Origin of the sequence: Lysobacter defluvii IMMIB APB-9 = DSM 18482, from assembly GCF_000423325.1 — a bacterium.
GTDB lineage: Bacteria > Pseudomonadota > Gammaproteobacteria > Xanthomonadales > Xanthomonadaceae > Novilysobacter > Novilysobacter defluvii.
On the sequence record NZ_AUHT01000011.1, the window covers coordinates 181,675 to 198,691 of the forward strand.

Annotated in this window: 12 protein-coding genes and 5 tRNA genes; 6 read left to right on the forward strand and 11 right to left on the reverse strand. The window is 71.3% G+C overall.

Annotated features, from left to right (window positions below):
• Positions 1-44: 44 nt before the first annotated feature.
• On the forward strand, positions 45-1,568 hold the full coding sequence (locus G545_RS0110140) for a glucan biosynthesis protein (protein WP_027070285.1): 1,524 nt from the start codon (positions 45-47) through the stop codon (positions 1,566-1,568).
• Positions 1,568-3,484, forward strand: coding sequence for a glucans biosynthesis glucosyltransferase MdoH (mdoH, locus tag G545_RS14415; protein WP_231553167.1), 1,917 nt, complete (start codon positions 1,568-1,570; stop codon positions 3,482-3,484). Before G545_RS0110140 ends, mdoH begins: the two co-directional genes overlap by 1 nt.
• Here mdoH and G545_RS0110150 read toward each other — a convergent pair.
• From G545_RS0110150 to G545_RS0110170, 5 genes are all read right to left on the reverse strand, one after another.
• Complete coding sequence (locus tag G545_RS0110150; RefSeq protein ID WP_036136243.1) at positions 3,441-4,949, reverse strand: Ppx/GppA phosphatase family protein; 1,509 nt, start codon at positions 4,947-4,949, stop codon at positions 3,441-3,443. The genes mdoH and G545_RS0110150 overlap by 44 nt on opposite strands.
• 35 nt (positions 4,950-4,984) lie before the next feature.
• Positions 4,985-7,105, reverse strand: coding sequence for a polyphosphate kinase 1 (ppk1, locus tag G545_RS0110155; protein ID WP_081677845.1), 2,121 nt, complete (start codon positions 7,103-7,105; stop codon positions 4,985-4,987).
• An 11-nt stretch (positions 7,106-7,116) separates the two neighbouring features.
• Positions 7,117-8,472: a phosphate regulon sensor histidine kinase PhoR gene (gene phoR / locus G545_RS0110160; RefSeq protein WP_027070288.1), complete on the reverse strand. Its 1,356-nt coding sequence runs from the start codon at positions 8,470-8,472 to the stop codon at positions 7,117-7,119.
• Positions 8,473-8,523: 51 nt separating this feature from the next.
• Positions 8,524-9,231 carry a phosphate regulon transcriptional regulator PhoB gene (phoB, locus tag G545_RS0110165; RefSeq protein WP_027070289.1) on the reverse strand — a complete coding sequence of 236 codons (708 nt, stop codon included), beginning with the start codon at positions 9,229-9,231 and terminating at the stop codon, positions 8,524-8,526.
• 79 nt (positions 9,232-9,310) lie between these two features.
• Complete coding sequence (locus G545_RS0110170; protein WP_052347313.1) at positions 9,311-10,909, reverse strand: tetratricopeptide repeat protein; 1,599 nt, start codon at positions 10,907-10,909, stop codon at positions 9,311-9,313.
• A 127-nt stretch (positions 10,910-11,036) separates the two neighbouring features.
• Between G545_RS0110170 and grxC the strand changes: the two genes are divergently transcribed.
• From grxC to G545_RS0110185, 3 genes are all read left to right on the forward strand, one after another.
• A complete protein-coding gene (gene grxC / locus G545_RS0110175) occupies positions 11,037-11,312 on the forward strand; it encodes a glutaredoxin 3 (protein WP_027070291.1) in 276 nt (91 codons plus the stop codon).
• A 143-nt stretch (positions 11,313-11,455) separates the two neighbouring features.
• A complete protein-coding gene (locus tag G545_RS0110180; protein WP_027070292.1) occupies positions 11,456-12,463 on the forward strand; it encodes an isocitrate dehydrogenase in 1,008 nt (335 codons plus the stop codon).
• Between the two features lie 135 nt (positions 12,464-12,598).
• Positions 12,599-13,930, forward strand: coding sequence for a Na+/H+ antiporter NhaC family protein (locus tag G545_RS0110185; protein ID WP_027070293.1), 1,332 nt, complete (start codon positions 12,599-12,601; stop codon positions 13,928-13,930).
• Here the strand turns inward: G545_RS0110185 and G545_RS0110190 are convergent.
• The 6 genes from G545_RS0110190 to G545_RS0110215 all read right to left on the reverse strand — a co-directional run bounded on the left by G545_RS0110190 (position 13,919) and on the right by G545_RS0110215 (position 15,338).
• The gene (locus G545_RS0110190) at positions 13,919-14,674 is read right to left on the reverse strand and encodes a Bax inhibitor-1/YccA family protein (protein WP_027070294.1); all 756 of its coding nucleotides are present in this window, start codon (positions 14,672-14,674) and stop codon (positions 13,919-13,921) included. The two genes, G545_RS0110185 and G545_RS0110190, sit on opposite strands and share 12 nt — an antisense overlap.
• Positions 14,675-14,703: 29 nt before the next feature.
• A tRNA-Leu gene (locus tag G545_RS0110195) sits at positions 14,704-14,790 on the reverse strand.
• A 111-nt stretch (positions 14,791-14,901) separates the two neighbouring features.
• Positions 14,902-14,977 (reverse strand) — tRNA-Lys (locus tag G545_RS0110200).
• Positions 14,978-15,061: 84 nt separating this feature from the next.
• A tRNA-His gene (locus tag G545_RS0110205) sits at positions 15,062-15,138 on the reverse strand.
• A gap of 26 nt (positions 15,139-15,164) precedes the next feature.
• A tRNA-Arg gene (locus G545_RS0110210) sits at positions 15,165-15,241 on the reverse strand.
• A 20-nt stretch (positions 15,242-15,261) separates the two neighbouring features.
• Positions 15,262-15,338 (reverse strand) — tRNA-Pro (locus G545_RS0110215).
• Positions 15,339-15,618: 280 nt separating this feature from the next.
• On the opposite strand from G545_RS0110215, the gene tig reads away from it, so the two are divergent.
• Positions 15,619-16,917 (forward strand): trigger factor, encoded by a 1,299-nt coding sequence (gene tig / locus G545_RS0110220; RefSeq protein WP_027070295.1) that lies wholly within the window; start codon positions 15,619-15,621, stop codon positions 16,915-16,917.
• Positions 16,918-17,017: the final 100 nt, after the last annotated feature.

Below are 17,017 nucleotides of genomic sequence, written 5' to 3' on the forward strand. Positions count from 1 at the left end.
GTTTTCCCGCTTCCCAGACTGCCATTCCCCACTTTTCGCCTTTGATGAACCGACGAGACCTGCTCGCCGCCAGTTTGTGCCTGCCGATCGCCGCGCTGGGTGGCGGCGGAGCATGGGCGCGCGCCCTGGTGGAGGCCGCGCCGGCGACCGGTGGCGGGTTCGACGAGGGGACGGTGCCGTCGATTGCGCGCGGGCTCGCGGTGCGGCCGTGGCAGGCGCCGGCCGGTTCGCTGCCGTCGTGGCTGGAAGGCATGGATTACGACGCCTGGCGCGACATCCGCTTCGATCCCGCGCGCGCTCTGTGGAACGGCCAGGGGCGCGGGTTCACGGCGCAGTTCTTCCATCCCGGCTTCCTGTTCCGCGAAACGGTCCAGGTGCACGAGGTGGCGGATGGCCACGCGCGCAGGATCGACTACGCGCCGGGGCTGTTCGACTTCGGGGCCAATCCGGTGCCCCGCGGCGCCGGCGGCGCGCCCGCGGACGGGTTCGCGGGCTTCCGCCTGCATGCCGCGCTGAACCGGCCCGACTACCTCGACGAGGTGTGCGCGTTCCTGGGTGGCAGCTACTTCCGCGCGGTCGCCCGCGGACAGCTCTACGGCCTCTCCGCGCGCGGGCTTGCGCTGCGTACCGCGGACCCGGAAGGCGAGGAGTTCCCGCGGTTCACCTCGTTCTGGATCGAGCGCCCGGCGCCCGGCGCCACCCAGGTGGTGGTGCATGCACTGCTGGACAGCCCTTCGGTCGCGGGCGCCTACCGGTTCGCGATCACGCCCGGAGCGGAAACCGTCATGGACGTGCGCTCGCGCCTGTATCCCCGGGTGCGCCTGGACAAGGCGGGGATCGCGCCGCTGACCAGCATGTTCCAGTTCGACGCCAGCGACCGCGGCGGGTTCGATGACTACCGCGCGGCGGTGCACGACTCCGACGGCCTGGCGCTGTGGACCGGCGCGGGCGAGCAGCTGTGGCGCCCGCTGGCGAACCCGGCGGTGCTGCAGGAAAGCACCTTCGCCGACCGCGATCCCCGCGGCTTCGGCCTGATGCAGCGCAAGCGCCGGTTCACCGACTTCGGCGACGCCGAGGCCCGCTACGAGCGCCGGCCGAGCCTGTGGGTGGAGCCCGGGGCCGGCTGGGGCGCCGGCCAGGTCCACCTGGTCGAGATCCCGACCGCGGACGAGTACCTGGACAACATCGTGGCGTTCTGGCGCCCCGACGCGCCGCTGGAGCCGGGGCGCGAGCACCTGTTCGAGTACCGCCTGCACTGGTGCGATGCGCACGACTGGAACCCGGGCCTGGCCCGGGTGACCGCCACCGCGACCGGCGCCCTGCCCGAGGGCGGGCGGCGGTTCGTCGTCGACCTGGCGGCGACCGATGGCGACGCGGAGCCGGTGCCCGAGGTGCTTGCCGACCGCGGCCGCGTCGACAACCCCTCGCTGCAGCGCCTGCCCCACGGCGGCTGGCGCCTTGCCTTCGAACTCCACCCCGGCGGGGAGCCGGTGGTGGAACTGCGCGCCCGGCTGCTGGGCGCGTCCCTCGATCCACTTTCGGAAACATGGTTGTACCGATGGACGTAATGGAACATACGACTGACTCACCCCTGCTGCCGGCGGAGTCCCCGCTGGAGATGCCGGTGGCTTCCCTGGACGAGCACGCACCGGCACCGGTGTCCGTGCCGGGTGCGCCGCGCGACCTGGCCTGGCGCCGGCTGTTCGTGTTCGGCGGCACCGCCGCGCTGACCGGGTACTCCGTCTACCAGCTGTGGTGGGCGCTGCGTCCGGGCGGGGTGGGGGTGCTGGAATGGCTCGCGCTGGTGCTGTTCGCGGCCCTGTTCGTCTGGGTCGCGCAGAGCTTCGTTAGCGCCGTGGCAGGCTTTGCGCTGATCGTGCACGGCTACCGCCGCCCGGAGCGGCTGGGGCTGATCGAGGGCGCCGCGCTGCCGAGGCTGACGACCCGGACCGCACTGCTCGCCCCGACCTACAACGAGGACCCGGACCGGGTCATGGCGGGCCTGCAGGCGATTTATGAGTCCCTGCAGTCCACCGGCCGGCTTGAGCACTTCGACTTCTTCGTGCTCAGCGACAGCACCCGGCCGGAAATCCGCGCCCGCGAGCGGGTGGCGTTCCAGTCGCTGCGCGAGCGCACCGGTGGCCATGCCCGCCTGTTCTACCGGCACCGCAGCGAGAATACCGAGCGCAAGGCCGGCAACATCGCCGAGTGGGTGCGCCGCTTCGGTGGTGCCTACCCGCACTTCCTGATCCTCGACGCCGACAGCCTGATGACCGGCAAGTGCCTGGTGCGGCTGGCGCGGGCGATGGAGCGGCACCCGCGGGTGGCGCTGATCCAGACGCTGCCGATCGTGGTCAACGGCAACACCCTGTTCGCGCGCATGCAGCAGTTCGCCGGGCGCGTGTACGGCCAGGTGCTGGCGGTGGGGAACGCGTGGTGGCACGGCACCGAGGGCAACTACTGGGGCCACAACGCGATCCTGCGCACCCGCGCCTTCGCCGCCTGCGCCGGGCTCCCGACGCTGCGCGGGCCGCGGCCGTTCGGCGGCCACGTGCTCAGCCACGACTTCGTCGAGGCCGCGCTGCTGCGCCGCGCAGGCTGGGCCGTGCATCTGGTCGCCAACCTGGGCGGGAGCTTCGAGGAAGGCCCGCCGTCGCTGACCGACATGCTGGTGCGCGACCGCCGCTGGTGCCAGGGCAACCTGCAGCATGGCGGCGTGATCCCCGCCCGCGGGCTGCACTGGGTTGGGCGCTGGCACATGCTGACCGGCATCGGCCATTACCTGACCGCGCCGCTGTGGGCGATGCTGATCGTGATCGGCCTGCTGCTGACCGGCGCCGGCGGCGCGTTCGCGCCGGCGCAATGGGACGGGCCGGCCGGCGCGGAGCGGTTCCTGGCGGTGTTCGGCCTGACGATGGTGCTGCTGCTGGGGCCCAAGCTGCTGGGCTTCACCCTGGCGTTCTTCGATCCGTGGGCACGGCGGCGCAGTGGCGGCGCCGTCCGGATGCTGGCGAGCATGCTGCTGGAGACCGCGCTGACCACCCTGCTGGCGCCGATCACCATGTACGTGCAGACCCGCGGCGTCGCCGAGGTGCTGGCCGGGCGCGACTCGGGGTGGGAGAGCCAGCGCCGCGACGACGGCACGCTGCCGTGGCCGGTGCTGGCGCGGCGCTATGCCGGCGTGACCGGCGCAGGGGCCGTCGGGGGTGTTTGCGCGCTGCTCATCTCGCCGCCGCTGGCCCTGTGGATGTCGCCGGTGATCGCCGGGATGGTGCTGTCGATCCCGCTGGTCGCGTTCACTACCGCGCCGGGACCCTCGGCGTGGCTGCGGCGCGTCGGCCTGTTCGCCACCGCCGAGGAAACCGCGCCGCACCCGGTACTGGTACGCGCCCACCAGCTGCGCGCGCAGATCGCGCCGGCCCCCGAGCCGCTGCCCGGGGTCAGCGAGTCCGGATCCGCAGCTCCAGCCCGAGCGCTCTCATAGCGGCCGGCTCGTCCTCCAGGTCCGCGCGCAGCAGCGGACGGGCCTGGAGCCAGCGCTCCTGGAACCCGAGCTCGAGCACCTCGCCCTCCGCCCGTGCTTCCAGCAGCGGGATCGGGTCGGCCTCGTGGCCGCGGTGGATCAGCACCGCCAGCCGCAACAGCGCGGCGTTGTGCCGGGCGGCCCGCAGCAGCCGGTCCGGGAGCACGTCGAAGGCGTGCTTGGGGATCTTGCGCCGCTGGGTCCGCACCAGCGCCGCCAGGTACTGCTGCTGCTGGCGCGAGAAACCGGCGATGTCGGAGTGTTCCACCACGTAGGCGCCGTGCACGTGGTACTGGCTGTGGGCGATGGTCAGCCCCAGCTCGTGCAGCCGCGCGGCGCGCGCCAGCAGCAGCCGGTCGTCGTGGTCCAGCAGCCAGGCACCGGCGAGCTGGTCGAACAGGCGCAGGGCCGTGGCCTCGACGCGCAGGGCCTGCTCGCGATCGATGCCGTAGCGCTGGACCATGGCGTCGACCGCCGCATCGCGGGGGTCGTCGGCGCCGCCGCGGCCGACCATGTCGTGCAGCACGCCCTCGCGCATCGCCGCCTTGCTGGTCATCAGCCGCTCCAGGCCCAGCGCCTGGAAGGCGGCCTCCATCACCAGCAGCCCGCCGGCGATGATCGGCCGGCGCTCGTCGTTCAGCCCGGGCAGGTCGATGGCGTCGATCCGGCGGGCGGCCAGCAGCGCGTCGCGCACGCGCGGCAGCGCCGCCGCGGTGATCGCCCCCTTGGTCAGTCCCATCGCGGCGCAGATGGCGCCGATGGCCTTGGCGGTGCCCGACGAGCCGATCGCATCGTCCCAGCCCCGCGCCCGGAAGTGCACCGCGAACTGCTGGAACTCGGCCAGCACCTCGGTCCGGGCGTCCTCCCAGCGGCCGCGGTCCAGCCGCCCGTCGGCGAAGAAGCGGCGGGTGGTGGCGATCGAGCCGGCCTGCAGGCTCTCGCGCTCGAGCGGGTCCAGGCCGCTGCCGATGATGAACTCGGTGGAGCCGCCGCCGATGTCGATCACCAGCCGCAGCTTGCCCGGTGCGGGCGGTTGCGCGTGGGCGACGCCCAGGTACACCAGCCGCGCCTCCTCGCGCCCGGAGACCACCTCGATGGCGTGGCCCAGCGCGCTCTCGGCCGGCATCAGGAAGGCCTGGGGGACGGCGAGCCGGCGCACGGTGTTGGTCGCCAAGGCGCGTACCCGGTGCGGCGGGATGTCGCGGATCCGCTGGCCGAACCGCGACAGGCAGTCGAAGGCGCGGGCCCGCGCCTCGCGGCTGAGCGTGCCGCGGGCATCCAGGCCCTCGCCAAGGCGCACGGTCTCGCGCAGGCGGTCGACCACGCGCAACTGGCCCAGCAGGTACTGCGCCACCACCATGTGGAAGCTGTTGGAGCCCAGGTCGATGGCGGCCACCAGTTCGCCGTCCTGCAGCGGCGTGGCCATCCCGGGCAGGGGGGGCTGCCCCGAAGCGCGTGCGTTCATCCGTTGATCCGGGCCAGCAGCCAGGCCTGGGCGGAGTGCGGAGGCTGGTCGCCGGGCTCGGCCTGGACGTAGCTTCCGTCGGGCTGGAGCTCCCAGGCGTTGACGTTGTCGGCCAGGTAGTTGGCCAGTCCCTCCTCGTACACGCGATTGGCCAGCACCGGGTCCAGGATCGGGAAGCAGGCCTCCACCCGCCGCAGCAGGTTGCGCTCCAGCCAATCCGCGCTGGCGCAGAAGAGTTCCGGCGCGCCGTCGTTGCCGAACCAGTAGATGCGGCTGTGCTCCAGGAAGCGGCCGACGATCGAGCGCACCCGGATGTTCTCGCTCACGCCCGGGATACCGGGGCGCAGCGTGCAGGCGCCGCGGACGATCAGGTCGATCGACACCCCCGCCTGGGAGGCGCGGTACAGCGCCCGGATCACCGCCGGTTCGTTGAGAGCGTTCATCTTGGCGATGATGCGGCCGGGCCGTCCCTCGCGCGCGTGCGCGGTCTCTCGCTTGATCCGCCGCAGCAGCCCGCGGTGCAGGGTGAAGGGCGACTGCATCATCTGCTGGAGCCGCGGCGGCGGCGACAGGCCCGACAGCTGCTGGAAGATCTGCTGCACGTCCCCGGCCACCTGCGGGTGCGCGGTCATCAGCCCGATGTCGGTGTACGCGCGCGCGGTGCCGGCGTGGTAGTTGCCGGTCCCCAGGTGCACGTAGCGGCGCAGCCGGCGGCCCTCGCGCCGCACCACCAGCATCATCTTGGCGTGGGTCTTGAAGCCGAACACCCCGTACACCACCTGGATGCCGGCTTCCTGCATGCGGTTGGCGAAGCCGAGGTTGGCCTCCTCGTCGAAGCGCGCGCGCAACTCGACCACCGCGGTGACGTCCTTGCCATTGCGCGCGGCCTGGATCAGGGCCTCGACGATCTGCGAGCCCTCGCCGGAGCGGTACAGCGTCTGCTTGATCGCCAGCACCGACGGATCCTCGGCGGCCTGCCGGACCAGCTCGAGCACCGGGCTGAAGGAGTCGAACGGGTGGTGCAGCAACACGTCGCCGGCGGCGATCGTGTCGAACATGGCGTCCGAGCCGGGCAGGGAGCGCGGCTGGAAGGAGGGGAACTTCAGGTCGGGGCGGTCGGCCAGCTCGTACACCTTGATGACCCGGTTGAGGTTCACCGGGCCATCGATGTGGTAGACCGCGTCCTCGCCCAGTCCGAACTTCTCCAGCAGGCTGCGTACCAGGGCGGTTGGGCAGTCACGCGCGATCTCCAGCCGTACCGGTCGCAGGAAATCACGGCCGACCAGTTCGTCGCGCAGGGCCATGGCGAGGTTGTCGACCTCCTCCTCGTCGAACTCCAGTTCCGCGCTCCGGGTGAGCCGGAACTGGTACGCCCCATGGACGGTCATCCCCGGGAACAGCTCGCCGACGAAGGTCGACAACAGCGAGGAAAGGAACACGAAATCGTGCGGCCCGCCGCTGACCTTCTCCGGGATCTGGATGATGCGCGACAGCGAGCGCGGCGCCCGCACGATGGCGTACTGGCCCTCCCGGCCGAAGGCGTCGCGGCCCTCCAGGCGGACCACGATGTTGAGCGACTTGTTGAGCAGCTTCGGGAACGGGTGCGCCGGGTCCAGGCCCAGCGGGGACAGCACCGGCATCACCTTGCTGCGGAAGTAGGCGCGCAGCCAGCGGGTCTGGCGGGGATCCCAGCGCTCGCGGCCGAACACGCGCACGCCGGCGCGGGTGAGCTCCGGGCGCAGTACTTCCCGCCAGCACCGGTACTGTGCCTGCACCAGGGCGCGGGCGCGTTCGTGGATCTGCGCCAGCAGGGCCGCGTGCGAAAGCCCGTCCGCGCCCGGCGGCAGGCCAAGCTCCTGGGCCCGCAGCAGGTTGCCGACGCGGATCTCGAAGAACTCGTCGAGGTTGGTGCTGCTGATGCACAGGAAGCGCAGCCGCTCCAGCAGGGGGACCTTGGGGTCCAGTGCCTGGGCCAGCACGCGGGTGTTGAAGTCGAGCTGGGCCAGCTCGCGGCTGGCGTACAGCGCCGGGTCGTGCAGCGGCCCGTCGCCGTCGGCGTCGCTGTACAGGCCGGCGTCGACATCGGCTTCGGCGTCCACGGGTCGCCGTGCATCCATCCTGCGGGGGCTCAAGTGCGTGTCTCCGGCTTTGCCGGCGCGGTGCCGGCGGACTCACGCGACCTTACCCGCGCGGCACCGAAATGGCAGGAGAAGGTACTGCCCACGCCCACCTCGCTGCGGATCTCCAGCCGCGCCTGGTGCAGGTGCAGCGCATGCTTGACGATCGCCAGCCCGAGGCCGGTCCCGCCGCTCTCGCGCGAGCGGCTGGCGGAGACGCGGTAGAAGCGCTCGGTCAGGCGGGGCAGGTGGGCGGGCGCAATCCCGTAGCCGGAGTCGACCACTTCCAGCACCACTTCGCCGCCTTCGCCATGGCGCCAGCGGATCACCAGCTCGCCCTCGTTCCCGGTGTGGCGCACGGCATTGGAGACCAGGTTCGAGAACGCGCTATGCAGTTCGCGCGCGCCGCCCCACAGGTCCACGCCGGCCTGGTCCTCGATGCGGATCCGGTGCCGCCCCTGGCCGAGTGCCGCCGCCTCGCGGCGCAGGGTGTCGAGCATTGCCGCCATCGCGATCCGGTCCTCGCCGGGCAGCTGTTCGGCCGACTCCAGGCGCGACAGCGTCAGCAGGTCCTCGACCAGTTGCGCCATGCGCTGGGACTGCTGCTGCATCTCCCGGATCATCGGCTGGCGCTCCGGGTCCTCCTCGTCATCCATCATGTCCAGGTAGCCGTGCAGCACGGTGAGCGGGGTGCGCAGCTCGTGGCTGACGTTGGCGACGAAGTCGCGCCGCATCCGCTCCAGCCGCAGCAGGCGGGTCACGTCGCGGGCGACCAGCAGCCACAGTGACTCGGAGTAGGGGATCAGCTTCAGGCTCAGGGTCGCGCCGCCGCCGGGCGAGGTGACTTCCAGCGGTTCGGCGTGGCGGCCGGCGGCCAGCCAGTGCGACAGCGACAGCGGCTTGAGGCATTCGGCCAGCGGGGCGCCCAGCGCGGCCGGGTATTGCAGTCCGAGCATCGAGGTGCCGGCCTCGTTGAACCACATCACCCGCTGGCTGTTGCGCTCCACGACCACCACCGCGTCCGGCAGCGCCGCGGCCACGGCGCGGTAGGCGCGCAGCATCTCCAGCAGCCGGGTCTTGCGGCCGCGGGTCTCCACCTGGCTGCGGTGGAGCAGGCGTTCCAGCTCGCTCCAGGCCCCGCGTCCGCGTCCGAGCGCGCGCGTGGGCAGAGGCTGCCGGCGGCGCGCGGTCAGCCGCTCCAGTACGCGCTGCAGCCGCCAGTAGTGCCAGCCGATGACCAGCAGGGCGGCCACCGCGAGTGCTTCCCAGGCATGGCCGGCAAGCGCGCCGCCCAGTGCCGCGAGGGCCAACAGCAGCGCCAGCATCGCGACGGTGCGTGACCAGGCCTTGTAGATCTCCGGTGGCATGGCGCCAGTATCCGCTATGGGGCCGGGCGAGGACGCGGGTGGCGGCGCCGGTCAGGCGTCGATCGCGCCCGAGAACCGGTACCCGGCCCCGCGCACGGTCTGCACCATCCCGTCGAGGCCGAACGGCTCGAGGGTCTTGCGCAGGCGGCGGATGTGCACGTCGATGGTGCGCTCCTCCACGTACACGCTGCCGCCCCAGACGTGGTCGAGCAGCTGAGAGCGCGAATACACCCGGTCGGTGTGGGTCATGAAGAAGTGCAGCAGGCGGTACTCGGTCGGGCCGATCTGGACCGGCTGTTCGCCTTCGGGCGAGTCGGCGAAGACCCGGTGCGCGGCACCGTCGATGCGCAGGCCGCCGACGGTGACGCTGCCATCCTCGTCATCCTCGCGCGAGCGGCGCAGCACCGCACGGATCCGCGCCAGCAGCTCGCGGGTGGAAAAGGGCTTGACCACGTAGTCGTCGACCCCGGACTCCAGCCCGGCGACGCGGTCGTTCTCCTCGCCGCGCGCGGTGAGCATGATGATCGGGATCTCGCGGGTCAGCGCCTCGCGGCGCCAGCGGCGGGCCAGTTCCAGCCCGCTGGTGCCGGGCAGCATCCAGTCCAGCAGGATGAGGTCGGGCACCTTGTCGGCGATCGCGACCTGGGCCTGCTGGGCGTCGCCGGCATGGACGGGTTCGTACTCACCCTTGCGCAGCGCGAAGGCCACCATGTCGCGGATGGCGGGCTCGTCCTCGACGATCAGGATGCGCTTGTGCATTCAATCACCAACGGGCAGGAGGGCACCGCCAGTACACTACCGTTCGGTGACAGCCGCATGACAACGGCAACAGGCGGGTTCAGCGCCGGTCGAGCACCTCGTCGCGGATGCCCTGGCGGTGCAGTTCCAGGACCAGCGGCGTGATGCGGGCGATCCGCGCCTCGATCCGCTCGCGGGCGTAGTAGTCCAGGTCCTCGCGCCGCTTGAGCGTGTTGAGCTGGACCAGGGCCTGCTCGGCGCGCCCGCCCAGCAATGCCGCCTCGGCCCAGGCCTCGCCGGCGCGCACCGGGTCGCCGGCGACTTCGCTCGCGCGGGCGAAGGTGCGCTGGAATGCCAGGCTTTCGGCGGCGCCGGTCGCCATCGGGCGCAGCAGCGCCTGGGCGCGGCGGCCGTCCTCGGGGGTGTCGCGGGCGATGAGGGCCTCGGCCCAGCCCAGGGCCACCGCGCGGTTGTTCGGCGCCCGCCGCGACAGCGCCTGGAAGTGGCGGTCCGCCTCGGCGGCCTTGCCGGCGCGGGCGAGCGCCTCGGCCAGGGCCAGTTCGATCCAGATGTCGCGGGGGTTGCCGGCCAGCAGTTCCTCCAGGATGCCGACCGCCTCGCCGGGCTGGCTGGAGCGCAGCAGTGCCTGGGCCAGGCCGTAACGCGCGGCGTCGTCCAGCGGGCCGGCGGCCTCCATCTGCTCGTATTCGCGGATCGCTTGGCGCGGGGTTTCGGCGGTGAGTACGCGCAGGCGCTCGCGGGCCAGCTCGAAGCGCCCGGTCCCGCTGGACGCCGCGCGGTCCGCGTCCGTGGCACCAGGCCGGGGCACCACGCCCAGCCCGGCGGGGAGCAACGGGTTGCCGCTGCCGAAGGGACCGCTGGTGAACACCGGCGCGCGGTCGGCGAGCTGCTCGGCGCGGCTCTTCGCCTCGCTGATGCGGGTGGTGGTGACCGGATGGGTGCGCAGGTAGTCGGGGAACTCGTAGGCACCCGCCGCGTTGACACGGGAGAGTGTCTGCATGGTGCCGAAGAAGTCCGCCATCGCATGCGGGTCGTAGCCGCTGCGGGCCAGCGTCCGGATGCCGACCCGGTCGGCCTCGTGCTCGTTGGAGCGGGTGTAGTTGATGCGCGCCTGCTGGCTGAGGCCCATCGCCGCGACCATGGCCGCCTGGGTGGCCTCGCCCGAGGAGCTGCCGCCCGCCGCCTGCGCGGCGACGATGGCGCCCAGCATCGCGAGCAGGATCGGCATCTGGTCGCGCTGGGCCCGCTCGACCCCGCGGAGCACATGCTGCTGGCTGACGTGGGCGATCTCGTGCGCGAGCACGCCCGCGACCTCGTCCTCGCGCTCGGCGGCCAGCACCAGGCCGGAGTTGACCCCGATGTAGCCGCCCAGGGTGGCGAACGCGTTGACCTGGCGTTCCCTGAGCATGAAGAAGGTGTACGACTGGTCGGGTGTGTCGCTGTTGGCGCCCAGCCGTCCGCCCAGTGCCGACAGCCACTCGTCGACCAGTGGATCGTCCAGCACGTAGTCGTAGTGGCGCAGCTGCGCCAGCATCATCTGCCCGTACTGGGCCTGCTGGTGGGGCGTGAGCAGTTCGCCGGCCGACGAGCCCATGTCCGGCAGGCGCTCCTGCGCCACGCCGGCGGGGGCGGCCAGCGCGACGACGAGGGCGGCGGTCAGCAGGCGGGTGCGGCGCAATGGGTGCTCCAGTGTCCGGGACGTTCGGTTCGGATGGGCACGGGTGGAAATCCGCACCGGTGGACCCATCTTGGTGTCATTCGACCACAGCCGGCGCCCCGAGTTCACGACAGGAGGGAAACACCCCATGAACGCAAGCGAGCAACCCGCCATCACCATCTATTCCACGGCCGTGTGCCCGTACTGCGTGGCGGCCAAGAACTTCCTGCAGAGCCAGGGCCGCACCTGGACCGAGGTGCGCATCGACCTGGACCCCGCCGAGCGCGAGAAGATGATGGCGCTCACCCGGCGCACCAGCGTTCCGCAGATCTTCATCGGCGAGACCCACGTCGGCGGCTACGACGACATGATCGCCCTGCACCGGGCCGGCAAGCTCGCACCCCTGCTGGACGGCGCCGGCTGAGCGCCCGGGAGGGGCTCCGCGGGCCCGCCGGCACGGACCCCGGCAACTGCACCGGGGACGGGCGTCTGGCATAATCGGGCGGTTCACACACGCCGCCGTACGTTCCCTTCGCGCCGGTGGCCACCAGCTGGAATCCCCCACAAATGACGCAAACCATCACGGTCATCCGCGGCGACGGCATCGGCCCGGAAATCATGGACGCCACCCTGCACGTGCTCGACGCGCTGCAGGTGGGCCTGGACTACGAGTTCGCCGATGCCGGCGTGGTCGCCCTGGAGAAGACCGGCGAGCTGCTGCCGGCCGCGACCCTTGATTCGATCAGCCGCAACCGCGTCGCGCTCAAGAGCCCGCTGACCACCCCGGTCGGTGGTGGCTTTTCCTCGATCAACGTCGAGCTGCGCCGCCGCTTCGACCTGTACGCCAACGTGCGCCCGGCGCGCTCGTACCCGAACACCAAATCGCGCTTCGAGTCCGGCGTGGACGTGATCACCGTCCGCGAGAACACCGAGGGCGCCTACAGCGCCGAGGGGCAGGAGGTGTCGGAGGACGGCAGCAAGGCCGTTTCGATCGCGACCGTGACCCGCAAGGGTTCGGAGCGGGTGGCGCGCTATGCCTTCGAGCTGGCCCGCAGCACCGGCCGCAAGAAGGTGACCATCGTCCACAAGGCGAACATCCTCAAGTCCACCTCGGGCCTGTTCCTCAAGGTCGCCCGCGAGGTCGCGGCCGAGTACCCGGACATCGAGGCCCAGGACATGATCGTCGACAACTGCTGCATGCAGCTGGTCATGCGCCCGGAGCAGTTCGACGTCCTGGTGACCACCAACCTGTTCGGCGACATCATCTCCGACCTGTGCGCCGGCCTGATCGGCGGCCTGGGGCTGACCCCCGGCGCCAACATCGGCAAGGACGCGGCGATCTTCGAGGCCGTGCACGGCACCGCGCCGGACATCGCCGGGCAGGGCAAGGCCAACCCGTGCGCGCTGCTGCTGGGCGCTGGCCAGATGCTCGACCACCTGGGCCTGGCCGAGCATGCCGAGCGCCTGCGCGGCGCGATCGTCGCCACCCTGGAGGCGCGCGACAGCCTGACCGGCGACCTGGGCGGCAGCGGCACCACGATGGGCTTTGCCAGGGCGATCGCCAGCCGCGTCTGACCGGCATCACCGCGAAGTGACCTCCAGCGGGGCGCCCGGGTGGCGCCCCGCTGCTTTTTTGCGTTCCGTCCGTGCGCCTCGACAGGGCGGGGAGGCGGCGGCACACTCGCCTGCCCACTTCATCCGTATGAAGCGATGAACGAGCAGGCCCCGGTTCCCCCCGCTCCCAGCGCACTCGCACTCGTGCCCCTGCTGGTGTTCCTGGCGCTGTTCTTCGGCGCCGGGCTGTACTTCACCCTCGGGGGCGAGGACATGGGCTTCTACCAGCTGCGGGCGCCGGTCGCGGTCCTGCCCGCGCTCGCCCTGGGCGCACTGCTGCTGTGGCGCCGCGGCACCCGGCCGCTGGACACCCTGCTGGAGGGCATGGGCCAGCCGAACGTGATGCTGATGGTGCTGGTGTTCCTGCTCGCCGGCGCCTTCGCCAACGTCACCCGGTCGATCGGGGCGGTCGACGCGGTGGTCGCGCTCGGCCTGGGCGCGCTGCCGCCGCAGTTCCTGCTGCCCGCGCTGTTCCTGGTGGCGGGCTTTGTGTCGCTGGCCATCGGCACCTCGATGGGCACCATCGCCGCGGTGGTGCCGGTGGCGGTCGGCATCGGCGACGCGGCCGGCATGGACCCGGCACTGGTGATGGGGGCGGTGGTGGGCGGTGCGATGTTCGGCGACAACCTGTCGATCATCTCCGATACCACCATCGCAGCAACCCGCAGCCAGGGCGCGCGGATGCACGACAAGTTCCGCGACAACCTGCGGCTCGCGGTGCCCGCCGCGGTCGTCACCGCCGTCCTGCTCGCGATGGCGGGCGAGGTTGCGCCGGTGGAGGCCCCGCAGGCCACCGCCACCTGGCTGGTCCTGCCGTACCTGCTCGTGCTCGGGCTGGCACTGGCCGGGATCAACGTGGTGCTGGTGCTGGCGATCGGGCTGGTCGTAGCGGGCCTGATGGGAGCGTTCGCGCCCGGCGGCTACGATCCGGCCAGCTTCGCGATCGACATCTACGACGGGTTCGGGTCGATGGTGGAGATCACCCTGCTGTCGATCCTGATCGGCGGCCTTGCCGCCATGACCCGGGCCAGCGGAGGACTGGAGTGGCTGTCGCGGGCGATCGCGCGTTTGGCGCGGGGCGGCCGTGGGCCGCGGATGGGCGAGGCCAGCATCGCCGCGCTCGCCGCCGGCAGCGACGTGCTGACGGCGAACAACACCGTCGCCATCCTGGTGAGCGGGGACCTGGCCCGGGACATCGCCCGCCGCCACGGGATCCCGCCCCGGCGCGCGGCGAGCATGCTCGACGTCGCCGCGTGCATCGCCCAGGGCGTGCTGCCCTACGGCGCGCAGATCCTGCTGGCCGGCTCGCTGGCCGGCATCTCGCCGCTGCTGGTGGCCGGGAAGGTCTGGTACTGCTGGGTACTGGCGGGCGCCGCCGCGGTGGCCATCGCCTGGCCGCGGCGGCGCGGCGCGCCGTCAGTCGCGTGACTGCAGCTTGGCCAGCAGCCGCAGGAACTCGACGTACAGCCACACCAGGGTGACCATGATCCCGAAGGCGCCGTACCACTCCATGTACTTGGGCGCGCCGTGCTCCACACCGGATTCGATGAAGTCGAAGTCCAGCACCAGGTTCAGCGCCGCGATGACCACCACGAACAGGCTGAAGCCGATCCCGATCAGCCCGCTCTCGTGGATCATCGGGACCTGCACCCCGAAGAAGCCGGCCACCATCGAGGCCAGGTAGACGAGCATGATCCCGCCGGTGGCGGCGAACACGCCCATCTTGAAGTTCTCGGTCGCGCGGACCAGCCCGCTGCGGTAGGCGAACAGCATCGCGAACAGGGTGCCGAAGGTCAGCAGCACCGCCTGCATGACGATGCCTTCGTAGAGGTGGTTGAACATCGCCGAGATCGCGCCCAGGAACAGGCCTTCCACCAGCGCGTAGGCCGGCGCGGTCACCGGCGCCCACTCCTTCTTGAACACCGTCACCAGCGCCAGCACCAGCCCGCCGATCAGTCCGCCCCACATGTAGGGCGCCGCACCCACGATCCCGGAGGGGGTGGACACCTGGCTCCAGGCGAAGGTCGCCGTCGCCACCGCGAGCAGGAGCAGGAAGCCGGTCTTGTTGACCGTCCCGTTGAGGGTCATGGCGCCATCGGCCCCGCGCACGATCGAGCCGCTGCCGAGGTCCAGGAAGGTCGACTCCTTCAGAGCCGGGTTGCCACTACGGATCATGCGATTCCCCTTGGTCGTCCAGGTGGTGGTGCGAAAGGGGGGACTCGAACCCCCACGAGGTCTCCCTCACTGGAACCTAAATCCAGGGCGTCTACCAGTTCCGCCACTTTCGCGTGCATTGCCGCGACCGATTGTAGGTGCGCGGCGGGCCGGCCGCCACGCACGCGGTGAGCAGCCGGCGGGGCAACAAAAAGGGCCCCTGGCGATGCCAGGGGCCCCGGATTTGGTGGGCCGTCAAGGATTCGAACCTTGGACCAATTGATTAAGAGTCAACTGCTCTACCAACTGAGCTAACGGCCCGGGCTGGAAATTGTAACAGGCAATGCGCCCAGCAACGCAATACCTTTTTTGAACGAAACCGCGCCGGGCGCGCTTCCTGAAGGGTGGGGTGGATGAGGGGATTCGAACCCCCGACCACTGGAATCACAATCCAGTACTCTAACCAACTGAGCTACATCCACCACGGGTGCCGCATTGTCGCATGATCTGGCGCGCCCGGCAGGACTTGAACCTGCAACCACCGGCTTAGAAGGCCGGTGCTCTATCCGGTTGAGCTACGGGCGCCCGGTACTGCGTCCGCCGGATGGTCGGGGCAGAGGGATTCGAACCCCCGACCCTCTGGTCCCAAACCAGATGCGCTACCAGGCTGCGCTATGCCCCGATCCGGGCTTCCATGGCGCGCCAGCGCCGCGAAAGGCCGGTAATTCTGCGCACCCGCCGTCCCGGTGTCAATCATCCGCGCCCGCGTGCGCGCGCTGCCGCCGCCACCGTGGCGCTGGCGGCGGTGGCCGGATTGCGCCAGACTATGCCGTTCGCCGGGAGCAGGGCAGCATCCGCCTGCCCGCGTGCGGTGCCCGCGTGGCGTCCGCCGGCGTGCCAGCCAATCCATCCCAGACAACACTATTCGTGCCGCGGCCGCCGCCGCGGCGGCAGGAGTCGATATGCAAGCCACGGTCGAATCGCTCGGTGACCACGAACGCCGCATGACCTTCAGTCTCCCGGCCGACCGGTTGAAGCAGCAGGTCGACCAGCGCCTGGGCGAGATCGCCCGCACCACGCGCCTGAAGGGCTTCCGCCCGGGCAAGGTGCCGCGCAGCGTGATCGAGCAGCGCTTCGGCAAGCAGGTCCGCGACGAGGTGCGCGAGCAGCTGCTGCGGGAGTCGTTCAACCAGGCCGTGCGCGAGAACGAGCTGCAGCTGGCCGGCAACCCGGACATCCAGCCGGCCGGCGACGACGCCGACGACGGCCGCTACGTGGCCACTTTCGAGCTGGTGCCCGACTTCGGCGACATCGACGTCGAGAAGCTCGAGATCGTGCGCCACACCTCGGAGGTGGGCGAGGACGACATCGACACGATGATCGAGAACCTGCGCGCCCAGCGCCGCACCTGGAGCGCGGTCGAGCGTGGCGCGAAGGCCGGCGACGCCGTCGAGCTGGAGACCTGGTCGCAGGTCGGCGACGAGCGCGTGCCCGCCGAGGGCACCGAGCGCGGCACCAGCATCGTTGGCGCCGGTTCGATGCTGCCGGCGCTGGAGTCGGCCCTGGAGGGCATGAAGGCCGGCGAGGAGAAGCAGGTCGAGGTCGAGTTCCCGGCCGACTGGCGCGCTCCGCAGTTCGCCGGCAAGACCGCCCAGGTGCACCTCAAGGCCGTGAAGGTGTCCGAGCCGGTGCTGCCCGAAGTGGATGCCGACTTCATCCGCAGCTTCGGCGTGCGCAGCGGCGACCCCGAGCAGTTCCGCAAGGACATCCGCTCCAACCTGGAGCGCGAGCTCAAGGGCGCGCTGATGGCCCGCCTGCGCCGCGAGGTCAGCGAGAAGCTGGTCGAAGCCTACGGCTCGGTCGAGATGCCGCCGAAGCTGGTCGAGTCCGAGGCCCGCAACATGGCCTTCCAGGCCGCCGAGCAGGCGCGCCGCCAGGGCCGCCAGGTCGAGCTGCCGGAGAACGCGCACGAGAACTTCATGGACGGCGCCCGCAAGCGCGTGCTGGTCGGCCTGCTGGTGGGCGAGGTCGCCCGCCGCAATGAGCTGCGGCTGGACCCGGCGCGCGTCAACGAGACCCTGAACCTGATCGCCTCCACCTACGAGGAGCCGCAGCAGGTCATCGAGCTGTACCGTCAGGATCCCAAGCTGATGCAGGGCCTGCAGGGCCGCGTGATGGAGGAGCAGGTGATCGACTGGATCGCCGAGCGCGCCCGCCACACCGACCAGGCGCTGCCGTTCGCCGAGGCGATCCGCCAGTAGCACCGCTGAACGGCGGCCGGCGCCCGTAGCCGGCCGCCACGCCCCGGCCTTGCGGCGCCGGGGCGCAGGCCCCAGATTGGCGGCCGGACACACTTGATAT

Excerpts from the sequence above, each read along its gene's own strand:
- mdoH (WP_231553167.1), top strand. The coding sequence starts at position 1,568 with ATGGAACATACGACTGACTCACCCCTGCTGCCGGCGGAGTCCCCGCTG.
- ppk1 (WP_081677845.1), bottom strand. The coding sequence starts at position 7,105 with ATGGATGCACGGCGACCCGTGGACGCCGAAGCCGATGTCGACGCCGGC.
- G545_RS0110150 (WP_036136243.1), bottom strand. The coding sequence starts at position 4,949 with ATGGCCACGCCGCTGCAGGACGGCGAACTGGTGGCCGCCATCGACCTG.
- phoB (WP_027070289.1), bottom strand. The coding sequence starts at position 9,231 with ATGCACAAGCGCATCCTGATCGTCGAGGACGAGCCCGCCATCCGCGAC.
- G545_RS0110185 (WP_027070293.1), top strand. The coding sequence starts at position 12,599 with ATGAACGAGCAGGCCCCGGTTCCCCCCGCTCCCAGCGCACTCGCACTC.
- tig (WP_027070295.1), top strand. The coding sequence starts at position 15,619 with ATGCAAGCCACGGTCGAATCGCTCGGTGACCACGAACGCCGCATGACC.
- G545_RS0110140 (WP_027070285.1), top strand. The coding sequence starts at position 45 with ATGAACCGACGAGACCTGCTCGCCGCCAGTTTGTGCCTGCCGATCGCC.
- phoR (WP_027070288.1), bottom strand. The coding sequence starts at position 8,472 with ATGCCACCGGAGATCTACAAGGCCTGGTCACGCACCGTCGCGATGCTG.
- grxC (WP_027070291.1), top strand. The coding sequence starts at position 11,037 with ATGAACGCAAGCGAGCAACCCGCCATCACCATCTATTCCACGGCCGTG.
- G545_RS0110180 (WP_027070292.1), top strand. The coding sequence starts at position 11,456 with ATGACGCAAACCATCACGGTCATCCGCGGCGACGGCATCGGCCCGGAA.